Raw genomic sequence first — 24,726 nt, forward strand, 5'->3', positions numbered from 1 at the left:
AGCTGCTCCTCGTGTCGACGTCGTTCAGGCCCGACCGAGCTCCTGCTCGATGCGGCGGCGGTTCTGGGCGATGACGGTCGGGTCCCACCCGGGACGGGGGATGGACTCCACCAGCAGCCGCGTGTACGGGTGCTGCGGATTGGTCAGCACCTCGCCGCACGCATTGCGCTCCACCACGAGGCCCCGGTACATCACGATGAGCTCGTCGCACACCTCGCGGATGACCGCGAGGTCGTGGCTGACGAACACGTAGGCGACACCGCGCTCGCGCCGGATCTGGTTGAGCAGGGTCAGGATCTGCGCCTGCACCGAGACGTCGAGGGCCGACGTCGCCTCGTCCAGCACCAGCACCTCCGGCTCGACGGCCAGCGCACGGGCGATCGCGATGCGCTGCCGCTGACCGCCCGAGAGCTCGCGCGGCAGGGCGTTGGCCTCGCGGGTGCCGAGGTTGACGCTGTCGAGCAGCTCGTCGACGCGGGGGCGGCGGGACGCCTTGGACCCCCCGAAGTGGAGCTTGAGGACGTTGTCGAGCGCCGCGGCGGCCGACAGTCGCGGGTCGAGCGAGATGTAGGGATCCTGGAAGACCATCTGGATGTGACGGGCCCGCCGAAGGCGGGCACCCTTGGCGTCCGTGTCGGACGGGATGACGACCTGCCCGTCGGTGGGTGTCTCCAGGCCGACGAGCATGCGGGCGACCGTGGTCTTGCCGGATCCGGACTCACCGACGATGCCGAGAGCCCCGCCGGCCTGCAGGTCGAACGAGACCGCGTCCACGGCCACGTTGTCGCCGAATCGCTTGGTCAGCTGCTGTGCTTCGAGAACACTGGTCATCGCACGCTCATCTCCTCGGCCCGCACGCAGGCGACGTCTGCGGCCCCGACCTGACGCAACGGCGGTGGGCCGCCGGTGCACAGCTCGTCGGCGTGCGCGCACCGCGGTGCGAACGAGCACCCGGGCGTCGACTCGTCGAGCGACAGGGCCCGGCCGGGCACCGCCTCGACGGCGTGGCCCGGCTCGATGCGCGGCGTCGAGGCCAGCAGTGCCCGCGTGTAGGGATGGCGCGGGGCGGCGAACAGGTCAGCAGTGCGCTGGTGCTCGACGACCCGTCCCGCGTACATCACGTAGATGCGCTCGCAGATGGCCGCCGCGAGGTCGAGGTCGTGGGTCACGAACAGCATCGCCGCGTTGGTGTCGGCGCGGCGACGGTCGAGGATCGAGACGACCTCGGCCTGGGTCGTGACGTCGAGCGCCGTGGTCGGCTCGTCGGCCAGCAGCAGCGACGGCTCCGACGACAGGGCGGCGGCGATCATGATCCTCTGGAGCATCCCGCCCGACAGCTGGTGCGGGTACTGCTCGAGGACGGTCGCCGGGTCGCGGATGCCGACGGACTCGAGCAGGCTCGCGCACCGCGCCAGCGCCGTCTTCTTGTCCGTGCCGGACGCGACCAGCCCCTCGACGAGGAATTGGCGCACGCGGCGCACGGGGTTGACCCCCGAGCGAGGGTCCTGGTAGATCATCGCGACCTGGTGCGACCTGATCTGACGCAGCTGCTTCTTGTCGGCGGCCAGGATGTCCTGCCCGTCGACCAGGACCTGCCCGGTGACCTTCGCGCCGTCCGGCAGCATGCCCAGCGCGGCGCGCGACGTGACCGACTTGCCCGAGCCGGACTCGCCGACGAGTCCGACGGTCTCGCCCTTGTGGACCACGAGGTCGACGCCGGCCAGCACGGGACGTGCGGCGCGGCCGGACGCCAGCTCGATGCGCAGGTTCTGGATGCTCAGCGCCTCGACGGGAGATGCCTCGGTGATGCTCATGCGATGGACCCTCCGGTCAGCTTCTCGCCGATGTAGTCGCCGATGATGTTGACCGCGATGACCACCGCGACGATCGCCAGGCACGGGAAGAGCACGGGCCAGATGACGCTCTGCACCAGCGCGTCCTGGCCTTCGGCGACCATGACGCCCCAGTCGGACGTGGGCGGCTGGACGCCGAGGCCGAGGTACGACAGCGCGGCCAGGTCGACCATGACGTACCCGAAGCCGAGGGCGCTCTGGGCCAGCAGCGTCGGCGAGATGTTGGGCACGATCTTGCGCGTCGCGATGGCCGTGCCGGAGTAGCCCTGCACGCGGTACGCCTCGATGTACGGGCGGGCCTTCTCCTGCAGCACCAGGTTGCGCACCAGGCGTGCGGTGTAGGGCGTGTAGGCGATCATCAGGCCGATCGTCGGCGCGAGCAGTCCCGGCCCGAAGAGCGCGACCGCCAGCATCGCGACCAGCAGGCTCGGGAAGGCGAACAGGAACTCGATGACGCGCGACAGGAACGAGTCGACGGCTCCGCCCAGCCACCCGCACGCGAGGCCCAGCACGGTGCCCAGCAGGGTCGAGACGATGACCACGACGAGGGGTGCCAGCAGGCTCAGGCGTGCGCCGAACATGACCCGGGAGAGGATGTCCCGTCCCGCTCCGTCGGTGCCCATCAGGTGACCGGCCGTGCCGGGGCTGGACAAGAAGGCGTTGAGGTCGACGGCGTCGGGGTCGAACGGCGCGATGAGCGGTGCGGCGACGGCCACGACCACCATGACGACGATGATCGCCACCGAGATGATGACGGGGACGGGGCCCGAGAGGCCCGGGATGCGTCGCGCGCGGAGCCGCGACCTGGTGGGCGGTGCGAGAACGGTCACGATGCCTTCCTCCAGCTGGCCACCCGCGGGTCGATGATCGGGTAGAGCATGTCGACGATGGTGTTGCAGACCAGGAAGGCGCCCACGACGAGCAGGCTGATGGCCTGCACGACGGGGAAGTCGCGCTTGGCCACGGATGCCTGCAGCAGCGAACCGACGCCGTTGAGACCGAACGCGGTCTCGACGATCGTCGTCGCGACGATGAGGCCGGCCACGACGAGTCCGGCGATCGTCGCGATGGGTCCCAGGGAGTTGCGCACGATGTGCCGGCGCACGACCTGGTTCTCCGGTACGCCGCGGCCGCGGGCGACCATGACGTGGTCGCGGTGCAGGTTCTCCACGAACGACGAGCGCGATATCCGCGCCACCGCTCCGATGAGCGACAGCGCCAACGCGATCGCCGGCAGGGTGAGGTGCCACAGCCGGTCGGCGAACCCGTCGCCCGCGCCCGTGGCCGGGAACCAGCCCAGCCCGACCGAGAACACCGCGAGCAGCAGCACGCCGACGACGAACACCGGCGTCGCGACCGCAGCGCTGATGGCCAGCAGGATGATCTTGTCGACGAGCCCGCGGTTGAGGGCTGCGACCAGGCCGAGGACGAATCCGCCGACCAGGATCAGCAGACCCGCGTACACGACCAGGGTCAGCGTCGTGGGCAACCGGGAGGCGATCAGGTCCTGCACCGACTCCTTGTACTGCAGCGACAGCCCGAAGTCTCCGTGGAGCACCCCGCCGAGCCACTCCGTGTACCGCTGCAGCAGCGGGTCGTCGAGGTGGTACTCCGCGCGGAGCACGTCCAGCTGCGCCGGCGTGGTCTTGGTGGAGCCGGCGAGGAAGGTGGCGGGGTCACCCGGCACGAGGTACATCGATCCGAAGATCAGCACCGAGCTGACGAACAGGGTCAGGACGAGTGACCCCAACCGCCTTCCGAGAAATGCGAGCACAGTCGATCAGATCACTTACTTGGTCGAGCCGATGGACGCGAGCCACGGCGTGTACAGGAAGCTCTGGCTGGGCACGAGGCCCGTCAGGCGCTTGTTGACGAACACGTCGATGTAGGGCGTGACGATCGGGATGACGTAGTGATCCTGGCTGCGCAGCGCCTCGGCCTGCGTGACCAGCGTGGCGCGCGCGTCGTCGTCCGCCGTGGCGGTCGCCTCGGCCAGCAGCTTGTCGTACTCGGGGTTGTCGTAGCCCACGTAGTTGTAGTAGCTGCCCTGCGTTGCGTAGAGGTCGTACGACAGCGGCTCCGGGAAGTCGAGGTATCCGCGGACGATGTAGCCCGAGAGCCCCTCGCGCGCCTCCTCGTCGGAGAAGATCTTGTAGTAGTCGGTGGACGACAGCGACCGCAGCTCGATGTCGAGGCCGATCTGCTTGGCCGACGCCTGCATCGACAGGGCGACCTTCGAGTCCTCGGCCGAGCCGTTGTCGTACGCGAACGTCAGCGGCGGCACGGAGCCGGCGGCGGCGACGAGCTTCTTGGCCTCTGCGAGGTTCTGCTTCGGCTCGGGCAGCTTGTCGTACGCGGCCTGGAAGATCGGCTTGGAGTAGCCCCACGTCGCCGGCGAGGTCAGCTTCTTGATCGGCTTGGCCGCGCCTCCGTAGACGCTCTTGGCGATGCCCTGGACGTCGACGGTCATGCTGAGCGCCTTGCGGATGTCCGGGTTCTTGACGGCCGGGTCCTGGGTGAACGTCGTCAGGAAGACCGGCGACAGGCTCTGGCCGTACAGCATCGAGCCGGCGTCGGACTTCGCGAGCTTGGTCTGCGACGAGACCGCGTTGGTCCACTGGCCGTCGACGTCGCCGCGCAGCAGTGCCGACGTGGACGACGACGTGTCGGTGTCGAACGTGAACCGCGCCTTGGCGACCTTGGGCTTGGCACCCCAGTAGCTGTCGTTGCGGACGAGGGTGATGTCCTGGCCGCTGCGCCACTGGTCGACCTTGTACGGGCCGGTGCACATGATGCCGCCGGAGGCGGTGCCGAACTTCTTGCCGAGCTTCTCGGTCGCGGCCTTGCTCACGATCGACATCGCGGGCGTGGCCTGGTACCACTTGAACAGCACGTTGGGCTTGTCGAACGTGACCGTAACCTGCATCGGTCCGGTCTTCTCGATCGACGTCACGCCGTCGAACGACGACGCCCAGGCGGATGCGACCTTCTCGTCGCGCACGCGGTCCATGGAGTAGATGACGTCGTCCGCGGTCATGGGCGATCCGTCCCAGAACGTGACGCCGGAGCGGAGGTCGAAGACGAAGGTCTTGTCGTCGGGCTCGGTGACCTTCTCGGCCAGGCTCGGCTGGAGCTTGTAGTCGGTGCCGAAGGTCGTCAGCTGCTCGCACAGGTTGGCGTCGAGGGTGCTGATGCTGTCCAGCGCCGACTGCGCCGGGTCGAGCGTGGTGGGCTCACCGGCGGGGAGGTTCCAGGTGATCGAGTCCACGTCGCCCTTGGGCGCCGGCACGGACGTCGCGATGCTGACGTCCTTGGGGGCCGCGGAGCTGTCTGAGCTGCCGCCGCCGCACGCGGCCAGCGTCATCAGAGCTGCGGCTGAGACGGCCGCGCAGGTGGTGCGTGTGATGTTCATCGGATCCTCCATGTTCGCGGCGCGGCAGGTGTGGCCTACGTCTCGCTCGAGAGAACTCTCGCCTACGGCTCATCGCCGTGTCAACGAAAATCTTATAATTTACAAGATGATTGATTTCACGTAACACGCTCCACGCGACACGCCGTTCCCGACTGTCGTCAAAGATCAAAAGCCTGTCGCCGAGGATCAAGTCTCCCGCGGTTCCATCTTGCAGACTGGTCGCATGAGCCCCGCCCAGACCAGCCCCCTGCCACTGCCCCACCACGTCGACGTCGTCGTCGTGGGAGCAGGCCTGTCCGGCATCGGTGCCGGCTACCGCCTGCAGACCGAGCTGCCCGACAAGAGCTATCTGATCCTCGAGTCGCGCGACACGATGGGCGGCACGTGGGACCTCTTCCGCTACCCCGGCGTCCGCTCCGACAGCGACATGTTCACGCTCGGCTACCAGTTCAAGCCGTGGCGCGACGCCAAGTCGATCGCCGACGGACCGACGATCCTGGAGTACATCCGCGAGACCGCTGCGGAGTTCGGCATCGACGAGCACATCCGCTACGGCACCAAGGTCGTGTCGGCAGACTTCTCGACCGCCGACTCCCGGTGGACGCTGACGCTGTCGCGTGACGGTGTCGAGACGACCATGACGTGCAGCTTCCTCTACTCGTGCGCCGGCTACTACGACTACGACGACACCTACCGTCCCGAGTTCCCCGGCATCGACGACTTCGCCGGCGAGATCGTCCACCCGCAGTACTGGCCCGAGGACCTCGACTACGCCGGCAAGCGCGTCGTCGTCATCGGCAGCGGCGCGACCGCCGTGACGCTCGTGCCGTCCATGACCAAGGACAGTGAGCAGTCAGGCCGCGCCGAGCACGTCACGATGCTGCAGCGCAGTCCCACCTGGATCAGCGCGGTCCCCAGCCGCGACAAGAAGGCCGACTGGCTGCGCGACCACCTGCCGGCCGACGTCGCGCACACCCTGATCCGGTCGAAGAACATCGCGTTCGGCACCGCTTTCTATCAGTTCTGCCGGCGTCGACCCCAGCAGGCGCGCAAGATCCTGCTCGGTCTCACGACCAAGATCCTCGGCGACGAGCAGATGGTCGCCGACCACTTCACGCCCGCCTACGACCCCTGGGACCAGCGGCTGTGCGCCGTCCCCAGTGGCGACCTGTTCAAGAGCCTCAAGAAGGGCGACGCCGAGATCGTGACCGACACGATCGAGTCGTTCGTCCCGGAGGGCATCCGCCTGACGTCCGGTCGCGTGCTCGAGGCGGACGTCGTGGTGACCGCGACGGGGCTCAAGCTGCTGGCCTTCGGCGGCATCAAGCCGCAGGTCGACGGCGAGACCGTCCCGCTGTCGGAGCAGTTCGTCTGGCAGGGCGCGATGATGACCGGCGTGCCGAACTTCGCGGTCTGCATCGGCTACACCAACGCGTCGTGGACCCTGCGCGCCGATCTCTCGCACCGACTGGTCTGCAAGGTGCTCGGCTGGATGGACGACCGGGGACACGCGGCCGTCGAGCCCAGCCCCGACCGACCGCTCACCGAGCGCCCCCTGCTCGACCTCGCATCCGGCTACGTCCAGCGCTCGATCGACGCGTTCCCCCGCCAGGGCGACAGCGGGCCGTGGCGCGTCCGCCAGAACTACGTGCTCGACTCGCTGACCACGATGCGCACCGACCTCGACAAGACCCTCAAGCCCGTGACGCATGCCCGCGTCGAGAAGGTGGCCTCATGAGCACCGGCACGATGCGGGCCCAGCGCCTCGACACCGCGACCCTGACCTTCGAGGTCACCGACGTCCCCGTCCCCACGCCCGGGCCCGGCGAGGTGCTGATCAAGGTCGCCTTCTGCGGCATCTGCCACTCCGACCTGTCGCTGCTCGACGGCACGTTCCCGGCGATGGGGCCCCAGGTCGTCACGCAGGGCCACGAGGCCTCGGGCTGGATCGCCGAGATCGGACCCGACGTCACGGGGTGGGCGGTCGGCGACCGGGTCGTCCCCGCCGCCGGACGTCCGTGCGGCCAGTGCCACCACTGCCTGCGGGCCGACTACGGCCACTGCACGGCGCTGCAGCTCATGGCCTTCGCGTACGACGGGGCATGGGCGGAGTACACCGTCGCGCAGGCCCTCGGCCTGACCCGCATCCCCGACAACGTCTCGATGGAGCAGGCCGCGATCCTGGCCGACGCTGTCTCCACGCCGTACGGCGCGGTCGTCCACACCGGACAGGTGCGGGTCGGCGAGTCGGTCGGCGTGTGGGGTGCCGGCGGTGTCGGCACCCACGTCGTCCAGCTGGCACGGCTCGTCGGGGCGACGCCGATCATCGCCGTCGACCTCGACGAGACCGTGCGCCGGCGGGCGCTCGAGCTCGGCGCCGATCTGGCGCTCGACTCCCGCGACCCCGACCTCGCGGCCAAGATCCTCGAGATCACCGGCGGCGTCGGTCTCGACGTCGCCTTCGACGCGGTCGGCCTGAAGGTCACCTTCGACCAGGCCATGGCCTCGCTCGGCAACGGTGGACGCCTCGTCGGCGTGGGCATGAGCGGCGAGGAGTGGGGGCTCGGTGCCAGCATGTGGTTCAACCTGAGCCGCAAGCAGGTGCTCGGCCATCTCGGCTACGAGGTCGCCGACATCGGCACCCTCGCCCGCCTGGTGTCGACCGGCCGCCTCGACCTGAGCCGGTCGATCAGCGGCATCGTGTCGCTCGAGGACGTCGCGGAGGGCATCCGCATCCTGCACGAGCGCGAGGGCAGCCCCGTCCGCATCCTGGTGAAGCCCTAGGACGCGGCGGCGGTCAGCGGTCGGGTTCGCCACGGGCCGGGACGGTCTCAGCCGGCCCCGCCTCGAGGTAGGTCTGCCGGTAGGTCACACCGCGACCGACAGTTTCCGACTGGAGGATCGCACCGGTCGACGGGTCGACGACGAAGCGCTGGCTGCCGTAGTCCTTGTCCCTGATGGTGAGATCCCATCCGGTGCGACCGATCGCGTCGGTCACCTTGCCGGTCGTCGTGACGCCCGTCAGCGTGGCCATCTCATTCCAAATGGCCCGACGGACGGCCGGGGACGCCGGCGTGTCGCTGAGCAGCTCACCGGCCTGCTTGAAGAAGTACCACTCGTGCGGTGCTCGCCCCTCCTTGTCTGGAACGCCCTCCTCGTCGTCGGTCAGCAGCTCGTGGATCCTCTGCTCGTCGAGGGCACCGGCGTTGACCTCACGCCAGGTGTAGGTGCGACCTCTGACCGTCAGCGTCGCCTGAGGCAGCTTGAGAGGCCTGACGTCCTCGAGAGCGACGTCCTCGCCGAAGGTGTCGCGGAGGACGCTCGGCCCGTCGACGCCCTTCCAGATCGTGCGCCTGCCCTCGCTGTTCTCGTCGGGCCTGTCGCTACCGCTCTGGGCGTACTCCGACACCACCTTCCAGTACGGCGCATCACCGAGCTCGGCGGGCTCCCGCCCGGCCGAGGTCGCGGCGGCCTCCACGATCTGCGCTGCGTTGGTGAACTCCGCTTCGACGACCGGAGTTGCAGGGGCCGCCGCAGGCTGGGGGGCACGGTCCTCACTCGGCGAGGTCACCCCCACCACGACGGCCGCCACCGTCACGGCTGCGACCGCGGAGAACACGCGACGGCGCTTGCGAGAACGCACCACGCGAGCACGGTTCATGACGTCGTCGCGCGCTGCGGCGAGCATGTCGTCGCGGCCGCGGGCGAGCGCCGGCGCTCCGGCAGGGACCACGTCGCGCGTGGCGACGAGCAGATCATCGAGCGTCATGTCAGTTCTCCTGTCGTCGCCGCAAGTGCAGCGGCAGCACGGGTACGGGCCCGGTGCAGACGGCTACGGGCGGCCGTCGGGGTGATGTCCAGGACCGCGGCGGCCTCGGTGATCGTGAGCTGCTCCCAAGCGACGAGCAGCAGCACCTCGCACTCGACGTCGCTGAGCCCGTCGAGTGCTCGCCTCAGATCAGCAGCGGCCGCCGACGCGTCGATGCGAGCGTCCACGGCGGCCCAGTCGACCTCCGCATCGGCATGCACGGAGGGTGATGGCTTGACGCTGCGGAAGTGGGACCCCACGACGTTTCGGGCGATGCCGTAGAGCCACGGCAGCGCCGAACCGCTGGCGTGAGGCCGCACCCGGCGGCGCGCTCGCACGGCCGCCACGAACACCTCCGACAGCAGGTCGTCCGCGACACTGCGGCCGGCTCTCCTGGCCAGGTAGGAGTGCACGGCCGCAGCATGCCGGTCATACAGGACGCCGAGGGCCTCAGGATCGGTGCGCGACCGGATGAGGACCTCGGCGTCTGACACGAACGTGTTCACACCCTGCCTATGTCGCGCACGCCTGAAGCGTTGCACGACGGACGTCCATCAGACGACGACGAGCTCGGCTGCGTGCTCGAACGGCGTCTCGTCACCCTCGTCGACGACGGGAGGACGCTGCTTGGTGACCAGCACCAGCGACAGCACGGCGGCCAGGATCAGCGCGCCGAGGCCCCACGTGAACGCCACGGTGTAGCCGTGCACGAGGCCCTCGGACGTCCTCGCCACACCGTTGGCGGTGATGTAGCCCGCGGTGGCCGACGCCGCGACCGTGTTGAGCAGCGCGGTGCCCAGTGAGCCCCCGACCTGTTGGGTCGTGTTGACCAGCGCACTGGCCACCCCTGCGTCGCGCGCCTCGACCCCGACCAGAGCGGTGCTCGAGAGGGACACGAAGGCCAGGCCCATGCCGATGCTCATCACGATCTCGGCGGGCAGCACGACCGTGACGTAGCTGCCATCGACCGTGATCTGCGTGAACATGGCCATGCCGATCGCGGCCATCGCGGTGCCGGCGACCATCAGCGGGCGCGGCCCGATGCGGTGCAGGAAGCCGCTGGCGACGCCGGCACCCGCGACCACACCCACGCTGAAGGGCAGGAACGCGAGGCCCGACTTCACGGCGGAGTAGCCGAGCGTGCCCTGCATGTAGTAGACGAGGAACAGGAACATGCCGAACAGCGCGATGCCCAGCAGCAGCGACACGAGGAAGGCCGCGGCCCGGTTGCGTTCGGTGAAGACACGCGTCGGCAGCAGCGGCTCGGCCGTGTTCATCTCGATCACGACGAAGGCGACCAGCAGCACGACGGCGGCGACGAGCAACGAGATGGTGCTGGAAGCCGACCAGCCGCTATCGGAAGCCTTGGTGAAGCCGTACACGAGGGCGACCAGGCCCAGCGTGCTGGTGAGGACGCCCGGGATGTCGTAACGGGCCTTGCCCTCGGCGCGGCTCTCGCGCACCAGGACGAAGGCGGCCACCGCGGTCCCGATCGCGATCGGCGTGTTGACGAGCAGGGTCCAGCGCCACGACGCGTACTCGGTCAGCACACCACCGAGGATGAGTCCCAGCGCGGCACCGCCGCCGGAGATGCCGCCGTAGACGCCGAACGCCTTGGCCCGCTCCTTCGGCTCGGTGAACGTGACCGTGATGAGCGACAGCGCCGCGGGAGCCATGAGCGCCGCGAAGGCACCCTGCAGGGCGCGCGCCCCGAACAGCTCGATCTGGTTCTGGGCGAGGCCGCCGATCGCGGATGCCACGCCGAAGCCGACCAGTCCGATGATGAACGCCCGTTTGCGGCCGATGAAGTCGGCGATGCGGCCGCCGAGCAGCAGCAACCCGCCGAACGCGAGGGCATAGGCCGTGACGACCCACTGCCGATTGGCGTCGGAGATGCCGAGCGCCTCCTGCGCCGACGGGAGGGCGATGGTGACGATGCTCGCGTCGAGCACCACGATCAGCTGGGCGACGGCGATGACGACGAGCGCCAGCCACCGGCGAGGATCGACGTCCACAGACGTCGTCGAGGTGGGAGAAGTCATGGCTACAACATATGAGATGAGATCGTCCGAATCCAGATGATCTGAATATGACTAATCCGACGTTGACCATTCTCGCTGCGGGACGTATCGTGCCGGGCATGGGACCACGCGTCGTCAATGAGCCGTCGATCCTGACGCCGTCGGCGTCCCTCAGCTTCCCCGACGACCTCACGATCCTGCTGCACGCGGCGGTCGACCAGCTCACGACCTACCTCGACCGCGCTGCGGTCGACATGGGACTCAACGACGCGCGCGACTGGCTCGTGCTCGCAGCCCTCGACGACGGTCAGCACCGCACGCAGCTCGAGCTGAGCCGGGTGGTCTCCGTCGACAAGACGACGCTCATCACGGTGCTCGACCGCCTCGAGAAGCAGCAGCTCATCGTGCGCACGGTCGACCCGTCCGATCGCCGCGTCCGCATCCCGCAGATCACCGACACAGGGCGTGGCGTCTACGCGACATTCGCCACGGCTCGCGACGCCGCCGAGGCCCGCGCCCTCGACGGCGTGAGCGCCGCAGACCGGGCGGTTCTGCTCGACATCCTCGGCCGCATCGCACGCGGCCCGGACGCCGAAGCCGCTACTTCGTCGTGACGACCTGCACGTGACACGCGCCTGACGGATCGGCCACCGGCACCTTGGTCAGCTCGAACGTGACCGAGTCGCCGGCACCGATCTTCGGCAGCTGCTTGGTCATGGCGGGCTGCGCGGCGGCACCGGGCACCCCGACGTTGACGGTGACCTGGAACGTCACGATCGCCTTGGACCGGTTCTTGAGTGCGCCGGTGGCCGTGTAGGTGCCGGTGCCATCGGGCTCGCACCGAAATCTTGACAGCGCCTCCGGGGCCGGTGTCCCCGTGGGCGGCGGGTTGGTCGGGGCACCGGCTGAGGGGGGTGCCGTCGTGGCGGCCTTCTCGGGCTCGCCGGACCCGCCGCTGCAGGCACTCAGGACGACGAGGAGTGCCACTGCCGCGAAACGCATGAGGTCATCCCATCACGCGTCGCCTCTGGCGCGGCGCAGGCTCGCGTCCGCCTGTAGCGTCTTCGCATGACCACGAGCAGAGCACGCCGGATCGCGCTGGAGACCCTGGGCTGGCTGCTCCTCGTGGCCGGCGGCTTCGCCCTCATTCTCCCCGGCCCCGGATTGCTGGGCGTGTTCGCAGGCCTCGCGATCCTGTCGCAGCAGTACGAGTGGGCCGAGCGCCGCGTGCGTCCCATCGAGGTCATGGCTCTCAAGTCGGCCGCGCAGAGCGTGCAGACGTGGCCGCGCATCCTGGCCAGCGTCGCGGGCGCACTGGCGATCGCCGCGGTCGGCGTGTTCTGGGGCGTCAGCCCCGATGCTCCCGAGGCGTGGCCGATCGACGACAAGTGGTGGCTGATCGGCGGCTGGGGCACCGGCGCGACGCTGATCGCTTCGTCGTTGATGGCGCTCGCGACGATCGTCTACAGCTTCCGCCGCTTCCGCGGCGTCGAGGACCCCGAGGGCGAGGCCGTGCGCGTCTCCACCCCCGAGGACGACTGACTCAGATCGAGTCGTCGACCTCGAGCCACGTCAGCACGGGCGCTGCGGCCAGCAGGGGCGGCATGGCGGCGACGGCACCCGGCCCGGCGCGGAACTCGCGGTAGGCCGCGTCGTGCTCGGGCGACTCCCACGTCTCGTACGCGACCCAGTGCGCAGGATCGTTGACGTCGACGAGCACGTCGACCCCGAGATTGCCGTCGAAGGCGCGGGTGTCGTCGAGGACGCCGTGCATCAGAGCCCGCGCCTCGTCGAGCCTGGCAGGGTCGAAGCGGAGATCGAGCGTCGCGATGATGGTCATGCCGCCACCCTATGGCGCAGTCGCGAGCCGCTCGATCCGCGCCAGCGCCACTGCGCACACGACGAGGTAGCCCGGCGCCCACCACGGGACGCCGAACGTCACGGTGCACCCGTCAGGCTTCGGGTCGACGCGGTGCCACGTGGCAGGAACGCCGGCGACGCGCCATGCCCAGGAGCGGCCGCCCTCGAACTCGGTCACGACGAACGGCAGTCTCACGCCGACCGCCGTGCGGACGGTGCCACGCGCGCCGGCCGAGATGACGCCGCCGGGCACCTCGCCCCCCGCGACGGTCGGCCCCCACCGCGGCCACTCGTCGACGTGCGTCAGCACCCGCCACACGACCTCGGGCGGGCTGGCGATCTCGCGCGAGACGGAAGGACCCATGCGCCGAGCGTAGGCACGCCCGCCCTCCCCCGCGATTCGTCGTGCGGGTAACAATGGGGTGACCCACGCCACAGGAGGCCGCCGTGCACTACCCGCTGACCGTCATGGACTTCCTCGACCGTGCCACGACGGTCTACCCCGACCGCGTCGCGGTGATCGACGAGCCCGACCAGCCCGCTGACTCGTGGGGCGAGATCACGTACGCCGAGCTCGGCCGTCGCGCCCGTTCGCAGGCCGCGACGCTCGACGAGCTGGGTGTGCCGGTCGGCGGACGCGTCGCGATCGTGTCGCACAACTCGGCTCGCCTGCTGGCCTCGTTCTACGGCGTCTCGGGGTGGGGACGGGTGCTGGTGCCGGTCAACTTCCGCCTCGCGGTGGCCGAGATCCGCTACATCATCGAGCACTCCGGTGCCGAGGTCATGCTGGTCGACCCCGATCTGCGGCACCTCGTCGACGAGATCGACTGCCCGCACGTCTTCGTGCTGGGCGAGGACGACGACAAGATCTGGGGGTCGTCCGCCGAGCCGCGGCCGTGGGTCGGTGACGAAGCAGCGACCGCCACGATCAACTACACGTCCGGCACGACCGCGCGGCCCAAGGGCGTCCAGCTGACGCACCGCAACCTGTGGCTCAACGCGACGGTGTTCGGGTGGCAGGCCTCGGTGTCCGACCGCGACGTCTACCTGCACACCCTGCCGATGTTCCACGCCAATGGCTGGGGGCACCCGTTCACCGCCACCGGCATGGGCGCGACGCATGTCGTGATCCGCCAGATCGACGGCACCGAGATCCTGCGCCGCATCGAACGCCACGGCGTGACCTACCTCTGTGCCGCACCCGCCGTCGTCGCGTCCGCGCTCGACGCCGCCAAGACGTGGGAGGGCGACATCCCCGGACGTGACCGCGTCCGCATCATCGTGGCCGGCGCACCCCCGCCGACCCGCACGATCGAGCGCGTCCGCGACGAGCTGGGCTGGGAGTTCATCCAGATCTACGGCCTCACCGAGACCTCTCCCCTGCTGACGATGTCGCGCATGCGCGCCGAGTGGGACGACCTCGAGCCGCACCAGCAGGCCGTCAACCTCGGCCGCGCGGGGGCTCCGGCCATCGGCGTCCGCATGCGGATCGACGACTCCGGCGAGGTGCTCGCACAGTCGAACCACAACCTCGCGTCGTACTGGGCCAACCCCGAGGCAACGGCCGAGGCGCAGGCCGGCAACTGGTTCCACACCGGCGACGGCGGCACGATCGAGGACGGCTACGTCACGATCGCCGACCGCAAGAAGGACGTCATCATCACTGGCGGCGAGAACGTCTCGTCGATCGAGGTCGAGGACGCGCTGATGTCGCACCCGTCGGTCAAGGAGGTCGCCGTCATCGGCATCCCCGACGAGAAGTGGGGCGAGCTCATCACGGCCCTCGTCGTCCTCGACCCCGACGAGGACACCGTCGACCAGGCCGGTCTCATCGCGCACTGCCGCGAGCACCTGGCGGGCTACAAGTGCCCCAAGCGCATCGACTTCCGCGACGAGCTGGCACGCACCGCGACCGGCAAGCTGCAGAAGTTCAAGCTGCGCGAGGAGTTCTGGAAGGGCCACGACCGCCAGGTCAACTAGGGTCGGGTGATGCTCGAGGAGGCGGCGACCGCACGCACGCGGGGGGAGCTCCTGCGGCGCGCGGACACCGCGATCCGCGCGGCCGAGGACGATCTGTTCGCCGCCCGGCGACCGCTACTGGTCGTCGCCTGGTCGATCGCCCTGCTCGTGCTCACCGCGATGCCGTCCATCGAGGACGGCTTCGACGGACAGCTCGGCGAGGCGTCGCTCTTCACGGCGCTCCTGCTCGTCTGGTGGGCCTGCGGCCGCTTCCTCCCCTGGCCGTGGGGGTGGCGGCACGTGCTCGGCTTCGTGGTGTTCCTGTTCGGCGGCGCCGCCCTGCTGCCACTCGTGGAGGACGGCGTCGACGACACGCTCGGCCGCGTGGCCTTCACGATCCTGTGGGTCGTCGTCGCCGCGATCTGCGTGCGGCGCGTCTGGACGTACTCCGCAGACAACCGTCGCCTCGGTGCCGAGGTCGACGCCTGGGTCGCCGCCCGCCGTGACCCGGAGCTACGCCTGCTCGATGACGGTGACGTCACCGCGGACGTCGCCACCGTGCACGACGTCCGCGACTGGGCCGATCACGACGCCGTGGCGTCCGACATCGCCTTTCGTCATCAGCTGCGACAGCAGACGCTCCCTGTCGTCGTGCCGACGTTCGTGCTGATGGTGACCGGCTTGGTCGGCCTGGGGTCCGCGATCGCCGCCGCTCTCGGCGCGGGCGGCGACCTCCCATGGGCCGTGGCGGTCGGCGCGGGCGGACTCATCACGTTCGCGCCCCTCGCGCGGGTCGTCGGCGACCTCTGGCACACGCAGGTGCAACGCGCGGCCGAGTTCAACCGCACCGGCACCGAGCGCCGGCTCTACGCCATCCGCCGTCACCATCTCGCCGGTGCGCCCGAGCCGGCACCTGAGGGACGCCCGGTCGTGGCGCAGGTGGTCGTGGCGATGATCGGCTCCGGCGGGGTCGGGCTCCTGATCGCACGGGTGCGCACCTCGAGCAGTCTCGCCGTGCTGGTGGCGGTCGCGATCATCGTGGTCGTCACCGCGATCGTGGTGGTCCGTGCGTGGTGGCACGGTCGCGGCACGCGGGTCTTCCCGCTCGCCGGCGCCGGCCCGTCTGTGCTGCAGTCACCGGCACGGCGGGTCGAGCTCTCGCTCGACGGTGGGGTCCTGACGATCGCAGACCCCGCGGGGCAGGCGACGTCCGCGACCATCCCGCTCGACGACGTCCTGGCCCTCGAGCCCCTGTCGAAGAGGTCCGTCATCACCGGCCGGGGCCTCGGGATCGTCACCCCCGACGCCCCGGTCGTGCTGACCGGTCGCGGGCTCGCCGACGACCCCGCGATCGTCGAGCTCAGACGTCTCCGCGGGTAGCGGCGCTCATCCCATCCGCGTCGCGGACATGCCGCCGTCGACGTAGAGCGTGACGCCGTGCACCATCGCGGCCTCGTCGGACACGAGGTAGAGCACGCCCTGCGCGATGTCGGCCGGTCGGACGACGACCCCCGCGGGCGTCCCGGCCGTCATGGCGTCGAGCACCGCGCGGCTGTCCTCGTTGCCGGGGGTGAGCGTCGCGCCGGGCGCAACGGTGTTGACGCGGACGCCGCGTGGGCCGAACTCGGCAGCCCACGAGCGGGTCAGCTGCTCGTCGGCGGCCTTGGTGGCGGCGTACATCGCGGCGAAGGGCACGCCGACCTGCGCCATCCACGAGCCGATCGTGACGATCGCCCCGCTGCCGCGCTCAGCCATGGCGGGCGCGAGGGCCGCGACCAGCACGTGCGGCGCACGGACGTTCACGGCGAGCATCGCGTCGAGGTCGGCGTCGGCCAGGTCGGCCGTCGCCGTGGCCGGGTAGATGCCGGCGTTGTTGACCAGGACGTCGACGTGCCCGAGCACCTCGGTCGCCGACGCCGCGAAGCTGCGGATCTCTTCGTGCGATCCGCCGAGGTCCACCGCGACGAAGTCGGCCCGACCGCCGGCCGAGCGGATCGCGTCGACGACCGCCTGCCCGCGCTCGGCGTGACGTCCGCTGACGAGCACGTGGGCACCCTCGGCGGCGAGGGCGAGGGCCGTCGCCTCGCCGATGCCGCTGGTCGATCCGGTCACGATGGCTGTGCGGGACGCGAGGCGCCCAGAGGGGGTTGTCATGCGTCCTGTCTACGGCTCCGCTGCTGCACGGCACCAGATCACGCTCGACCTGGGCACGGCATGACCAGTCACGCCCGACCGATCGCTCCTACGATGAACGCATGCCTGCCGATCGCACTGCCCTGGGCGCGTTCCTGCGCAGCCGGCGCGATCGCCTCAGCCCCGCGCGGGCCGGGATGACCGCGTTCCCCGGCCCGCGCCGGGTGCCCGGCTTGCGGCGCGAGGAGCTCGCGGTGCTGGCGGGGCTGAGCCCCGACTACTACAGCCGCGTCGAGCAGGGCCGTCAGGCGAACATCTCCGTCGAGGTGCTGGACGCGCTGGCCAGGGCCCTGCGGCTGGACGACGTCGAGCGGGCACACCTGCACCAGCTGGCCGCTCCGCCGAGGCGTCGGGCGTCTCCCTCACCCGCGGCCCAACGACCGGACCCCGGCCTGCTGCGCATGATGACGACGCTCGAGCACGTGCCGGTGCTGCTGCTGGGTCGCAGCGGCGAGATCCTCGCCAGCAACCACCTGCTCCGGGCGGTACTCGGCCGCCCCTTGGTCGGCGGCTCGTCGCTGCTGCGCTACCTCTTCCTCGATCCGTTGGCTCGCGAGCGCATCGTCAACTGGGAGCACTTCGCGCAGGCGTCGGTCGGAGCCTTGCGACGCGAGAGCGGCCTGCACCCCGACGACCGCAGGCTTCAGCTGCTCGTCGCCGAGCTGCGGTCGGCCGACTCGGACGTCGCGCGATGGTGGGACGACCAGGGCGTCCGCGACTACTCCTCCGTCGCGAAGGTCATCGACCATCCCGCGGTCGGTCGCCTGCAGTTCGACATCGAGATCGTCGGTGCGCCCCACGAGCCCGATCAGCGGCTCATCGTCTACACCTCGGAGCCGGACTCCCCGACCGCACGACTCATGCCGATGCTTGCGAGCTGGGAGTCGGCCGCCGCCCCGTGAGCGCGCTCCGCCCCGCGAGCTCGGCGAAAAAGTGCGAGGCGGGTCCGGCTACTGGCCGCTCCGGCTGCGGTTGGCTGTCCAACGCAGTGGCCGCGCCTTCTGTCGGTGTGATGTCGTCCCGAGGTTGCCGCCCCCGTCGGTCCTTCGGGACGGGGTCGCCGAGGGTCCATGTCGCATCGTTCGGCCGGGACCACGCGGACCGGCCGGCCCGGGAGCGGTGCTCCCGAGCCGGCCGGCTGCCTCAGCCCCTCGGAGGTGTCAGGGCCTGATGCTGATGACGTCCCCTGCGGGGGTGAAGCGCTTCTCGCTGGCGTTCCACGTGATCGGGCGGAAACCGTCGATGCCGGTCAGCAGCTCGGGCGTGCTGTACCAGTTGATGCCGTCGATCAGCATCGGCGCGTCGTAGTCCTGGTCGCGAGCGGCCTGCATGACGCTCAGTCGCGTGAGGCCGTCCTCGGACTCGGCGGCCTGCTTCATGGTGTTGATGATCAGGTCGGCCTGCGTCCAGCCCGACACGGCCACTGCGTTGCCGGCCACCTCGTCCGTGACGCCTGCGGCCTTCATCTGCGCCACGTACTCCTTGACGCCCGCGTCGTCCTTGTACTCGGGGGCATTGGGATCCTTGCCGAACGCGCCGAGCTCGACGCCGTCGGCAGCCTGGCCGGCCGCGATGTACTCGACCGCGTTGACGCAGTTGCTGGGCTTGAGGACGAGCTCGGGCTCGTAGCCGACGCGGCCGCGCGCGGTGTCGAACGCGCCACAGGTACCGGTGACGCCACCGTGGTAGACGACCTCGACGCCCTTGGCCTTCAGCGTCGTCGCTGCGGCGACGGGGTCGGCGTCGGACGTGACCTCCTCGATCGGCAGGTCGGCCTCCTTGGCGGCGGCCTGGAAGGCTTCGCTCTGTACCTTGCCGGACGCCGTCTGGTTCTCGGCGACGCCGACCTTGACGCCGTCGGGGTACTTCTGCTGGATCAGGCTGACGAGGAACTTCGCCTCGTTCGAGGCCAGCGGCAGGATGGTGGTGGTCCACGGGAACTGCTCGACGTCGACGAAGTCGGCCGTCGACGAGCTCGGGTAGAGCATCGGGACGCAGGCGGCGTTCTGGTCGTCGACCATCGCGCTCAGCGGGCCGGTGCCGAACGTCGCGAGGGCATCGACCTTGAGACTGTCGATGAACTCCGTGCCGTTGGCCTTGGCCTTGTCGGGCTGGAAGGCGTCATCCTTGTAGGTGACCTTGATCTTGACGCCGTCGACACCGCCCTTCTCGTTCTCGGCCGCGATGCGGGCGTCGTAGCCTGCGGTGGCGAGCTCGACCGCACCGGCGACCGGACCGGACAGCGGCGCGCTGTAGCCGATGTCGAAGGTGCCCTTGATCGGCTCGGTGACCGACGCGGGGTCATTGCAGTCGTCGAGGTTGATGCTGAACTTCGACGGGTCGGAGGCTGTGTCGGCGCTGCCTTCCGAGCTGCTTCCCCCGCCGCAGGCGCCGAGGGTGAGCGCGGCGGCTGCCGCGAGCGGGAGGGCGAGGCGCCGGGCGCCGGCCACGTGGTTGATCTTCATGACGTGCCTTTCTAGATGAAGTGCGGGTGGTGGTCGTCTAGCTCTGTTGCGTTCCTTCCGACTTGCGCGGGATGCGAGGCGTGACGACCACGACCTTGCGCACCGCCTTGGCGATTCCCCCGACGATTCCGGCCGGTGCCACGAAGATCACGAAGATCAGGACGACGGCGAACAGGACCGCTGCGATCTGGCCCTGCCCCAGCTCTCCGGCGTAGTACGGCACGAACACGACGGCCAGGGCTCCGACGAGCGGTCCGCTGCGGGTCGCCTCACCGCCGATGACCAGACCGATCAGCAGCGTGATGCCGGCGAGCAGCGTGAACGAGCCCTCGGCGAAGAGGCTGCCGATGTACATCGCGAACAGGCTTCCGCCGACCCCGGTGACGGCACCCGAGACGCCGAACGCAGTGGTCTTCATGACCGCGATGTTGATGCCCGACGACGCCGCGGCGATCTCGTTCTCGCGGACGGCGATCATGGCCATCCCGTAACGGCCGCGCACCATGTTGTGGACGACCCACATCACGATCAGCAGCACCACGACGCACAGCCAGTAGACCCACTGGCTCCGCTCGCCGAGCGTGAAGCCGGACCACTCGGGCGGCCGCAGCTGCTGGCGACGGATCGTCATGCCTTCGGCACCTCCCGTGAGGTCGTCGAAGTGGGCCACGATCTCGGGGAACGCGACGCCGAACGCCAGCGTGACCATCGCGAGGTAGAGCCCGCGGATGCGCAGCGCCGGCAGGCCGACGAGCAGCCCGACGACGAGGCAGACCACGAGCGCGACGGGGATGGTCATGAGCGGATCCCACTCGTACTTCACGACCAGAACGCCGGTCGTGTAGGCACCCAGTCCGAAGAAGGCCGAGTGTCCCACCGACAGCAGCCCGATGTAGCCCGTCGCGATGTTGAGGCCGGCGATCGCGATCGCGAAGATCGCGACGCGGGTCAGCTGCCCTTGGTTGAAGGGGTCGAGCTGGCCGCCCCACAGGATGACGAGCAGGGCCAGCACGGCACCCACGCCCAGCATCGCGGTGTGCGGCCGGCTCCCGCGACGGATGACCCGAGGGCCTCGCTTCGCGTTCCGTGCCGGTGCCTGCGCGGGCTCGGTCCTCGGTTCCAGCATCTCGGTGCTCACACTCGCTCCAGTCGTCGCGTTCCGTACAGTCCGGTGGGCCTCACGACCAGCACCACGACGATGAGGATCAGCGCGAACGTCAGCGAGAACGAGCCGCCGATGAACGTCGCGTAGCCGTTGATCATCGCCAGGCCGATGCCCATGACCATCCCGCCCACGACGGCGCCCTTGACGCTGTCGAGCCCGCCGAGCAGCGCGGCGGCCGAGGCGAAGATCAGTACCTGGAACATCGAGGAGAGGTTGAGCTGGCCCGGCGGGATGGTCGGCACCAGCATCACGCCGGCCAGCGAGCCGATCGCGGCCGAGAGGCCCCAGCTGATGGTCAGGATGCGGCCGACCTTGATGCCGCAGAGCGACGCCGACTCGGGGTTGGTGGCCACGGCCCGCATCTCGAGGCCGAGGCTCGTGCGCTTGAACAGCACCGTCAGGCCGATGACGACCGCGGCGGCGAAGACCCACACCAGGATCGAGTCGTAGTGCAGGCGGGCACCGAGCACCGAGACGTAGTCGTCCTCGCCGGACGGGAACATCGCCGGGAAGACTTTCTCGTCCGAGCCCCAGATCCAGCCGTCCAGCCCGTTGAGCCCGGTGAAGAGGCCCAGGGCGACGATCAAGATCGCCGTCTCGTCGCGCTTGCGCACCGGCCGTATGAGGAAGCGCTCGGCGAGGGCTCCCATGACGAATCCGAGGATGATGATCGGCGGGATGGCGACCCAGATATTGAGCCCCCGCTCGGTCAGCCACCATGCGACGTAGGTCGTGAAGAGGGCGAACTCGCCCTGGGCGAAGTTGATCGTCGACGAGCTGCGGAACACCACGACGAGGGCGAGCGCGATCAGCACGTAGATCGACCCGGCGGTCATGCCGGAGAAGAGCCGTGACAGGAAGATGTCCATCGAATGAGTCCTAATAGCCTAGGTACGCCTGGCGGATGTTGTTGTTCTCGCGGAACGAGTCGGCCGTCCCTGAAGAGGCGACCGAGCCGACCTCGAGCAGGTAGACACGCGATGCGATGTCGAGGGCGAGCTCGGCGTTCTGTTCGACGAGCAGCAGCGCGGTGCCCGAATCGGCGCTGACCCGACGCAACGTGCCGAACAGCTCCTGCACGATCAGCGGTGCCAGCCCGAGGCTGATCTCGTCGCACAGCAGGAGCCGCGGACGACTCATGAGAGCCCGGGCAATCGCCAACATCTGCTGCTCGCCGCCGGAGAGGGTGCCCGCGATCTGGTCGGCGCGCTCGGCCAGCCGCGGGAAGATGCCGAACCACCGGTCGATCTCCTCGTCGACGTCCTTCTTGCTTCCGAGACCGGTTCCGCCGACGCGCAGGTTGTCGGTCACGTCGAGCGCCGTGAGCGTGCCGCGTCCCTGCGGCACGAGGCTGATGCCCCGGGCCAACATCTGATCGGGCCGGGGGTTCCCGACGGTCGAGCCGTCGACGAGGATCTGGCCGGAGTGCGGGATGAGACCGGACATCGCGCTCATGAGCGTCGACTTGCCAGCACCGTTGGCTCCCAGCACGACGACGACCTCACCGGTGCCGACCGACAGGTCGATGTCGTTCAGCACGTTGACCTGGCCGTAGCCGGCGCGCAGCCTGCGCACCTCCAGCAGCGGTGCGTCGCTCATGCGGTCCTCCCGAGATAGGCCTCGGCCACGGCCGGGTCGCGCTGAACCTCGGCCGGTGATCCGTCGGCGATGGTGCGACCGAAGTCCATGGCGACCACGTGGTCGGAGATGCCCATGACGAGCCCCATGTGGTGCTCGACCAGCAGAGCGCTGAAGCCGTAGTCGTCGCGCAGGCCGAGGATCAGCTGTCCGAGCTCGTTGACCTCGGAGTGGGTGAGGCCGCCGGCCGGCTCGTCGAGCAGCAGCAGGGATGGACGGCTGATGAGCGCGCGAGCCAGCTCGACGCGCTTGAGCGTGCCGAACGGCAGGCCGGCCGCCGGGTGGAAGGCCACGTCGGTGAGCTCGAGCCGCTCGAGCAGCTCCCAGGCATCGGCTTCGACCCGGCGGCGTGCCGCCCGCGTCGTCGGCCAGCCGAGCAGCGACGGGACGAGGTGCGGGGTACTGGTGCTGTGGGCACCGACGACGGTGTTGTCGAGCACTGACAGGGTCGGGAACAGGGCGAGGTTCTGGAACGTGCGGACGATGCCGTGGCGGACGATCTGGTGCCGCTGCAACGAGAGCAGGTCGGTGCCGTCGAAGCGGACCATCCCCTCCTCCGGCCGGTAGATCCGGGTGATGCAGTTGAAGAGCGAGGTCTTGCCGGCTCCGTTGGGGCCGATCAGCCCGCAGATCTCGTTGTCGGCCACTGTGAAGCCCACGCGGTCCAGTGCCGTCACGCCACCGAAGCGCATGACCAGGTCGGATATCTCCAGCACCGTTCGACCCTCTCTTCCTGCTCGAATTCCTTGGGATCGCGCACTCTTGCCAGGCGTGACCCCCGTCACTATAGTTAGCAACGTGACTAAGTTATACCCCATGGGGAACGGTCGGTCAACGGCCTCGAAGGGACCGATCCATGACCGCGCGACCTGATAGGGATGACCCATGACCAGCCACGTCCAGGGCCCAGTCGGCGACGACGGTGTCACCGCTCTCGAGGCGGGTGGGCCCAACTCGATCGCCGTCGCCAACGGCGTGCTGGCTGACGAGTGGTCACTGTGGATCGTGCGCCAGGCCCTGCGCGGAGCAACCCACTACACCGACTGGCTCAACCTCGGGCCGATCCCTGGATCGGCCCTCACCACGCGCCTGTCGGCGCTGGTCGCGGCCGGTGTGCTGTCCAAGCACCAGTACAGCGATCGCCCTGTGCGCCACGAGTACCTGCTGACCCACCGCGGGCGTCAGGTGTGGCCGATCCTGATCTCGATGTGGTCGTGGGAGAAGGGCTGGGTCGACGACCCCGAGGTCGACCTGCCCCGCATGCTGCACACCACCTGCGGCGGCTTCTTCGATCCCGTGCTCACCTGTGGGTCGTGCCTCGAGACCATCCGCTGGCGAGACGTCAAGGGCGAGATGGGCCCGAGCGGCGACTGGTCGCGCAACCTGCAGATCACGGCCCGGCGCCAGCGATCCCGCAACGACAAGCGTCCGAGCGAGGTGGTCAACGAGACCATGGAGCTGATCGGCAACCGGTGGTCGATCGCCATCCTCGGTGCCTCGTTCCTCGGCGTCACGCGCTTCAGCGAGTTCCAGAAGCGGCTCTCGGCCTCGCCGACGATCATCGCCGACCGGTTGAGGGCGTTCGCCGACCTCGGCGTGCTCGAGCAGGTGCCGACGCGTGAGCGCGCCGACTGGATGGAGTACCACCTGACGGCCAAGGGGCTGGCGTTCCTGCCCGTGGTGCTGCTGATGATCCAGTGGGGCCACCGGTGGTTCCGGGCCCCCGACGGGCCCGCCCTCGTGATGGAGCACATGACGTGCTCGTCGCCGCTGCACGTCCTGCTGACCTGCAGCGAGTGCCACGAGCCGTTGCGCGGCCATGCCATCGAGGCCGTGCAGTCGTCCACCGAGGCGACGCCCGACGGATTTGAGGGTATGAAGGGACGGTGAACCGAATCGTCCTGACCTTCCTGGTGCCTGCTCTCGTGACGCTAGGCAGCGTCGGCATCGCAGCCCCGGCCAGCGCGGCCCCGTCGAGCTGCGCCGGACTCACCAAGGTCGGCGGGCGTCTCGTCGCCGGACCGGGGGGCGCGACGGTCGGCAGCATCAAGGTCTTCCAGAACCGCGCGAAGAGCGGCTGGTGCGTCGAGAGCCGCCGCCTCAATCGTTTCGCGAACACAGCAGGCACGACGAGCACGGTTCTGCAGTCCACCGCGACCAAGACCCTCTCGCCGTCCCCGTTCAGGCCGAAGATCTTCGCCTCCAGCGCCCGCAAGAACCTGTTCGTGACCACCTTCGCCGCCACCAAGACGTCCGCTGGCAAGAAGCGCAATTGCCTCTACTTCGGCCTCAACGTGCAGCGCGGCACGGGCACGACGTACGGCGCCATCAACGCCACCTGCTTCCGCTGAC

The 24,726-nt window shown here is 69.5% G+C and carries 26 protein-coding genes; 9 read left to right on the forward strand and 17 right to left on the reverse strand.

Annotated features, from left to right (window positions below; all coding sequences use genetic code 11):
- Positions 1-24: 24 nt before the first annotated feature.
- From JOF40_RS03610 to JOF40_RS03630, 5 genes are read right to left on the reverse strand one after another with little or no spacing between them, the layout of a single operon-like run.
- Entirely contained in the window at positions 25-831 is an 807-nt protein-coding gene (locus JOF40_RS03610) for an ABC transporter ATP-binding protein (protein WP_129180184.1), read from the reverse strand.
- Positions 828-1,814 (reverse strand): ABC transporter ATP-binding protein, encoded by a 987-nt coding sequence (locus tag JOF40_RS03615; protein WP_129180185.1) that lies wholly within the window; start codon positions 1,812-1,814, stop codon positions 828-830. The genes JOF40_RS03610 and JOF40_RS03615 overlap by 4 nt, the downstream gene beginning before the upstream one ends.
- Positions 1,811-2,683 carry an ABC transporter permease gene (locus JOF40_RS03620; RefSeq protein WP_209674361.1) on the reverse strand — a complete coding sequence of 291 codons (873 nt, stop codon included), beginning with the start codon at positions 2,681-2,683 and terminating at the stop codon, positions 1,811-1,813. Before JOF40_RS03620 ends, JOF40_RS03615 begins: the two co-directional genes overlap by 4 nt.
- Entirely contained in the window at positions 2,680-3,627 is a 948-nt protein-coding gene (locus tag JOF40_RS03625; RefSeq protein WP_281286490.1) for an ABC transporter permease, read from the reverse strand. Before JOF40_RS03625 ends, JOF40_RS03620 begins: the two co-directional genes overlap by 4 nt.
- A 15-nt stretch (positions 3,628-3,642) precedes the next feature.
- Complete coding sequence (locus tag JOF40_RS03630; RefSeq protein WP_188111661.1) at positions 3,643-5,265, reverse strand: ABC transporter substrate-binding protein; 1,623 nt, start codon at positions 5,263-5,265, stop codon at positions 3,643-3,645.
- 223 nt (positions 5,266-5,488) lie between these two features.
- Between JOF40_RS03630 and JOF40_RS03635 the strand changes: the two genes are divergently transcribed.
- Both JOF40_RS03635 and JOF40_RS03640 read left to right on the forward strand, forming a co-directional pair.
- On the forward strand, positions 5,489-7,003 hold the full coding sequence (locus tag JOF40_RS03635; protein WP_129180187.1) for a flavin-containing monooxygenase: 1,515 nt from the start codon (positions 5,489-5,491) through the stop codon (positions 7,001-7,003).
- Positions 7,000-8,049 carry a zinc-binding dehydrogenase gene (locus JOF40_RS03640; RefSeq protein WP_129180188.1) on the forward strand — a complete coding sequence of 350 codons (1,050 nt, stop codon included), beginning with the start codon at positions 7,000-7,002 and terminating at the stop codon, positions 8,047-8,049. The genes JOF40_RS03635 and JOF40_RS03640 overlap by 4 nt, the downstream gene beginning before the upstream one ends.
- Before the next feature lie 13 nt (positions 8,050-8,062).
- Here the strand turns inward: JOF40_RS03640 and JOF40_RS03645 are convergent, their stop codons facing one another.
- Genes JOF40_RS03645 through JOF40_RS03655 form a run of 3 tightly spaced genes read right to left on the reverse strand, consistent with a single transcriptional unit; the run spans position 8,063 to position 11,115 of the window.
- Complete coding sequence (locus JOF40_RS03645; RefSeq protein WP_188111662.1) at positions 8,063-9,034, reverse strand: CU044_5270 family protein; 972 nt, start codon at positions 9,032-9,034, stop codon at positions 8,063-8,065.
- A complete protein-coding gene (locus JOF40_RS03650; RefSeq protein WP_307800756.1) occupies positions 9,031-9,579 on the reverse strand; it encodes an RNA polymerase sigma factor in 549 nt (182 codons plus the stop codon). Before JOF40_RS03650 ends, JOF40_RS03645 begins: the two co-directional genes overlap by 4 nt.
- Before the next feature lie 48 nt (positions 9,580-9,627).
- A complete protein-coding gene (locus JOF40_RS03655; protein ID WP_129180191.1) occupies positions 9,628-11,115 on the reverse strand; it encodes an MFS transporter in 1,488 nt (495 codons plus the stop codon).
- Between the two features lie 98 nt (positions 11,116-11,213).
- Here JOF40_RS03655 and JOF40_RS03660 point away from each other — a divergent pair, with 98 nt between their 5' ends.
- Positions 11,214-11,708: a MarR family winged helix-turn-helix transcriptional regulator gene (locus JOF40_RS03660; protein WP_188111663.1), complete on the forward strand. Its 495-nt coding sequence runs from the start codon at positions 11,214-11,216 to the stop codon at positions 11,706-11,708.
- Here JOF40_RS03660 and JOF40_RS03665 read toward each other — a convergent pair.
- The gene (locus JOF40_RS03665; RefSeq protein WP_129180195.1) at positions 11,695-12,096 is read right to left on the reverse strand and encodes a hypothetical protein; all 402 of its coding nucleotides are present in this window, start codon (positions 12,094-12,096) and stop codon (positions 11,695-11,697) included. The genes JOF40_RS03660 and JOF40_RS03665 overlap by 14 nt on opposite strands.
- A 66-nt stretch (positions 12,097-12,162) precedes the next feature.
- Between JOF40_RS03665 and JOF40_RS03670 the strand changes: the two genes are divergently transcribed.
- Entirely contained in the window at positions 12,163-12,636 is a 474-nt protein-coding gene (locus tag JOF40_RS03670; protein ID WP_129180197.1) for a PGPGW domain-containing protein, read from the forward strand.
- Between the two features lies 1 nt (position 12,637).
- On the opposite strand, the gene JOF40_RS03675 is transcribed toward JOF40_RS03670, so the two are convergent.
- Positions 12,638-12,934 carry a putative quinol monooxygenase gene (locus JOF40_RS03675; protein WP_129180199.1) on the reverse strand — a complete coding sequence of 99 codons (297 nt, stop codon included), beginning with the start codon at positions 12,932-12,934 and terminating at the stop codon, positions 12,638-12,640.
- 9 nt (positions 12,935-12,943) lie between these two features.
- Entirely contained in the window at positions 12,944-13,318 is a 375-nt protein-coding gene (locus JOF40_RS03680) for an SRPBCC family protein (protein WP_129180201.1), read from the reverse strand.
- Between the two features lie 83 nt (positions 13,319-13,401).
- Here JOF40_RS03680 and JOF40_RS03685 point away from each other — a divergent pair, with 83 nt between their 5' ends.
- Both JOF40_RS03685 and JOF40_RS03690 read left to right on the forward strand, forming a co-directional pair.
- Positions 13,402-14,934, forward strand: coding sequence for an AMP-binding protein (locus tag JOF40_RS03685; RefSeq protein ID WP_129180203.1), 1,533 nt, complete (start codon positions 13,402-13,404; stop codon positions 14,932-14,934).
- A gap of 9 nt (positions 14,935-14,943) precedes the next feature.
- Entirely contained in the window at positions 14,944-16,293 is a 1,350-nt protein-coding gene (locus JOF40_RS03690; RefSeq protein ID WP_129180205.1) for a hypothetical protein, read from the forward strand.
- Between the two features lie 6 nt (positions 16,294-16,299).
- On the opposite strand, the gene JOF40_RS03695 is transcribed toward JOF40_RS03690, so the two are convergent.
- Positions 16,300-17,067: an SDR family NAD(P)-dependent oxidoreductase gene (locus tag JOF40_RS03695; protein ID WP_129180207.1), complete on the reverse strand. Its 768-nt coding sequence runs from the start codon at positions 17,065-17,067 to the stop codon at positions 16,300-16,302.
- Between the two features lie 101 nt (positions 17,068-17,168).
- Here JOF40_RS03695 and JOF40_RS03700 point away from each other — a divergent pair, with 101 nt between their 5' ends.
- Positions 17,169-18,008, forward strand: coding sequence for a helix-turn-helix transcriptional regulator (locus JOF40_RS03700; protein WP_129180209.1), 840 nt, complete (start codon positions 17,169-17,171; stop codon positions 18,006-18,008).
- Positions 18,009-18,266: 258 nt separating this feature from the next.
- Here the strand turns inward: JOF40_RS03700 and JOF40_RS03705 are convergent, their stop codons facing one another.
- From JOF40_RS03705 to JOF40_RS03725, 5 genes are read right to left on the reverse strand one after another with little or no spacing between them, the layout of a single operon-like run.
- Complete coding sequence (locus JOF40_RS03705; protein WP_129180212.1) at positions 18,267-19,571, reverse strand: ABC transporter substrate-binding protein; 1,305 nt, start codon at positions 19,569-19,571, stop codon at positions 18,267-18,269.
- A gap of 37 nt (positions 19,572-19,608) precedes the next feature.
- Positions 19,609-20,697 carry a branched-chain amino acid ABC transporter permease gene (locus JOF40_RS03710; protein WP_129180214.1) on the reverse strand — a complete coding sequence of 363 codons (1,089 nt, stop codon included), beginning with the start codon at positions 20,695-20,697 and terminating at the stop codon, positions 19,609-19,611.
- Positions 20,698-20,705: 8 nt separating this feature from the next.
- Positions 20,706-21,605, reverse strand: coding sequence for a branched-chain amino acid ABC transporter permease (locus tag JOF40_RS03715; RefSeq protein WP_129180216.1), 900 nt, complete (start codon positions 21,603-21,605; stop codon positions 20,706-20,708).
- A gap of 10 nt (positions 21,606-21,615) precedes the next feature.
- Positions 21,616-22,335, reverse strand: a complete 720-nt coding sequence (locus JOF40_RS03720; RefSeq protein WP_129180218.1) for an ABC transporter ATP-binding protein — start codon at positions 22,333-22,335, stop codon at positions 21,616-21,618.
- Positions 22,332-23,090 (reverse strand): ABC transporter ATP-binding protein, encoded by a 759-nt coding sequence (locus JOF40_RS03725; protein WP_209674364.1) that lies wholly within the window; start codon positions 23,088-23,090, stop codon positions 22,332-22,334. Before JOF40_RS03725 ends, JOF40_RS03720 begins: the two co-directional genes overlap by 4 nt.
- Positions 23,091-23,259: 169 nt before the next feature.
- Here JOF40_RS03725 and JOF40_RS03730 point away from each other — a divergent pair, with 169 nt between their 5' ends.
- A complete protein-coding gene (locus tag JOF40_RS03730; protein ID WP_129180222.1) occupies positions 23,260-24,264 on the forward strand; it encodes a winged helix-turn-helix transcriptional regulator in 1,005 nt (334 codons plus the stop codon).
- The gene (locus tag JOF40_RS03735) at positions 24,261-24,725 is read left to right on the forward strand and encodes a hypothetical protein (protein ID WP_129180224.1); all 465 of its coding nucleotides are present in this window, start codon (positions 24,261-24,263) and stop codon (positions 24,723-24,725) included. The genes JOF40_RS03730 and JOF40_RS03735 overlap by 4 nt, the downstream gene beginning before the upstream one ends.
- Position 24,726: the final 1 nt, after the last annotated feature.

The sequence above is a fragment of the Aeromicrobium fastidiosum genome (assembly GCF_017876595.1).
Taxonomy (GTDB): Bacteria; Actinomycetota; Actinomycetes; order Propionibacteriales; family Nocardioidaceae; genus Aeromicrobium; species Aeromicrobium fastidiosum.

Coding starts and splice junctions, on each gene's coding strand:
- JOF40_RS03715 (WP_129180216.1), bottom strand. CDS start 21,605: ATGGACATCTTCCTGTCACGGCTCTTCTCCGGCATGACCGCCGGGTCG.
- JOF40_RS03610 (WP_129180184.1), bottom strand. CDS start 831: ATGACCAGTGTTCTCGAAGCACAGCAGCTGACCAAGCGATTCGGCGAC.
- JOF40_RS03655 (WP_129180191.1), bottom strand. CDS start 11,115: ATGACTTCTCCCACCTCGACGACGTCTGTGGACGTCGATCCTCGCCGG.
- JOF40_RS03720 (WP_129180218.1), bottom strand. CDS start 22,335: ATGAGCGACGCACCGCTGCTGGAGGTGCGCAGGCTGCGCGCCGGCTAC.
- JOF40_RS03710 (WP_129180214.1), bottom strand. CDS start 20,697: ATGCTGGAACCGAGGACCGAGCCCGCGCAGGCACCGGCACGGAACGCG.
- JOF40_RS03680 (WP_129180201.1), bottom strand. CDS start 13,318: ATGGGTCCTTCCGTCTCGCGCGAGATCGCCAGCCCGCCCGAGGTCGTG.
- JOF40_RS03635 (WP_129180187.1), top strand. CDS start 5,489: ATGAGCCCCGCCCAGACCAGCCCCCTGCCACTGCCCCACCACGTCGAC.
- JOF40_RS03675 (WP_129180199.1), bottom strand. CDS start 12,934: ATGACCATCATCGCGACGCTCGATCTCCGCTTCGACCCTGCCAGGCTC.
- JOF40_RS03700 (WP_129180209.1), top strand. CDS start 17,169: ATGCCTGCCGATCGCACTGCCCTGGGCGCGTTCCTGCGCAGCCGGCGC.
- JOF40_RS03640 (WP_129180188.1), top strand. CDS start 7,000: ATGAGCACCGGCACGATGCGGGCCCAGCGCCTCGACACCGCGACCCTG.
- JOF40_RS03615 (WP_129180185.1), bottom strand. CDS start 1,814: ATGAGCATCACCGAGGCATCTCCCGTCGAGGCGCTGAGCATCCAGAAC.
- JOF40_RS03665 (WP_129180195.1), bottom strand. CDS start 12,096: ATGCGTTTCGCGGCAGTGGCACTCCTCGTCGTCCTGAGTGCCTGCAGC.
- JOF40_RS03670 (WP_129180197.1), top strand. CDS start 12,163: ATGACCACGAGCAGAGCACGCCGGATCGCGCTGGAGACCCTGGGCTGG.
- JOF40_RS03660 (WP_188111663.1), top strand. CDS start 11,214: ATGGGACCACGCGTCGTCAATGAGCCGTCGATCCTGACGCCGTCGGCG.
- JOF40_RS03690 (WP_129180205.1), top strand. CDS start 14,944: ATGCTCGAGGAGGCGGCGACCGCACGCACGCGGGGGGAGCTCCTGCGG.
- JOF40_RS03630 (WP_188111661.1), bottom strand. CDS start 5,265: ATGAACATCACACGCACCACCTGCGCGGCCGTCTCAGCCGCAGCTCTG.
- JOF40_RS03730 (WP_129180222.1), top strand. CDS start 23,260: ATGACCAGCCACGTCCAGGGCCCAGTCGGCGACGACGGTGTCACCGCT.
- JOF40_RS03645 (WP_188111662.1), bottom strand. CDS start 9,034: ATGACGCTCGATGATCTGCTCGTCGCCACGCGCGACGTGGTCCCTGCC.
- JOF40_RS03695 (WP_129180207.1), bottom strand. CDS start 17,067: ATGACAACCCCCTCTGGGCGCCTCGCGTCCCGCACAGCCATCGTGACC.
- JOF40_RS03705 (WP_129180212.1), bottom strand. CDS start 19,571: ATGAAGATCAACCACGTGGCCGGCGCCCGGCGCCTCGCCCTCCCGCTC.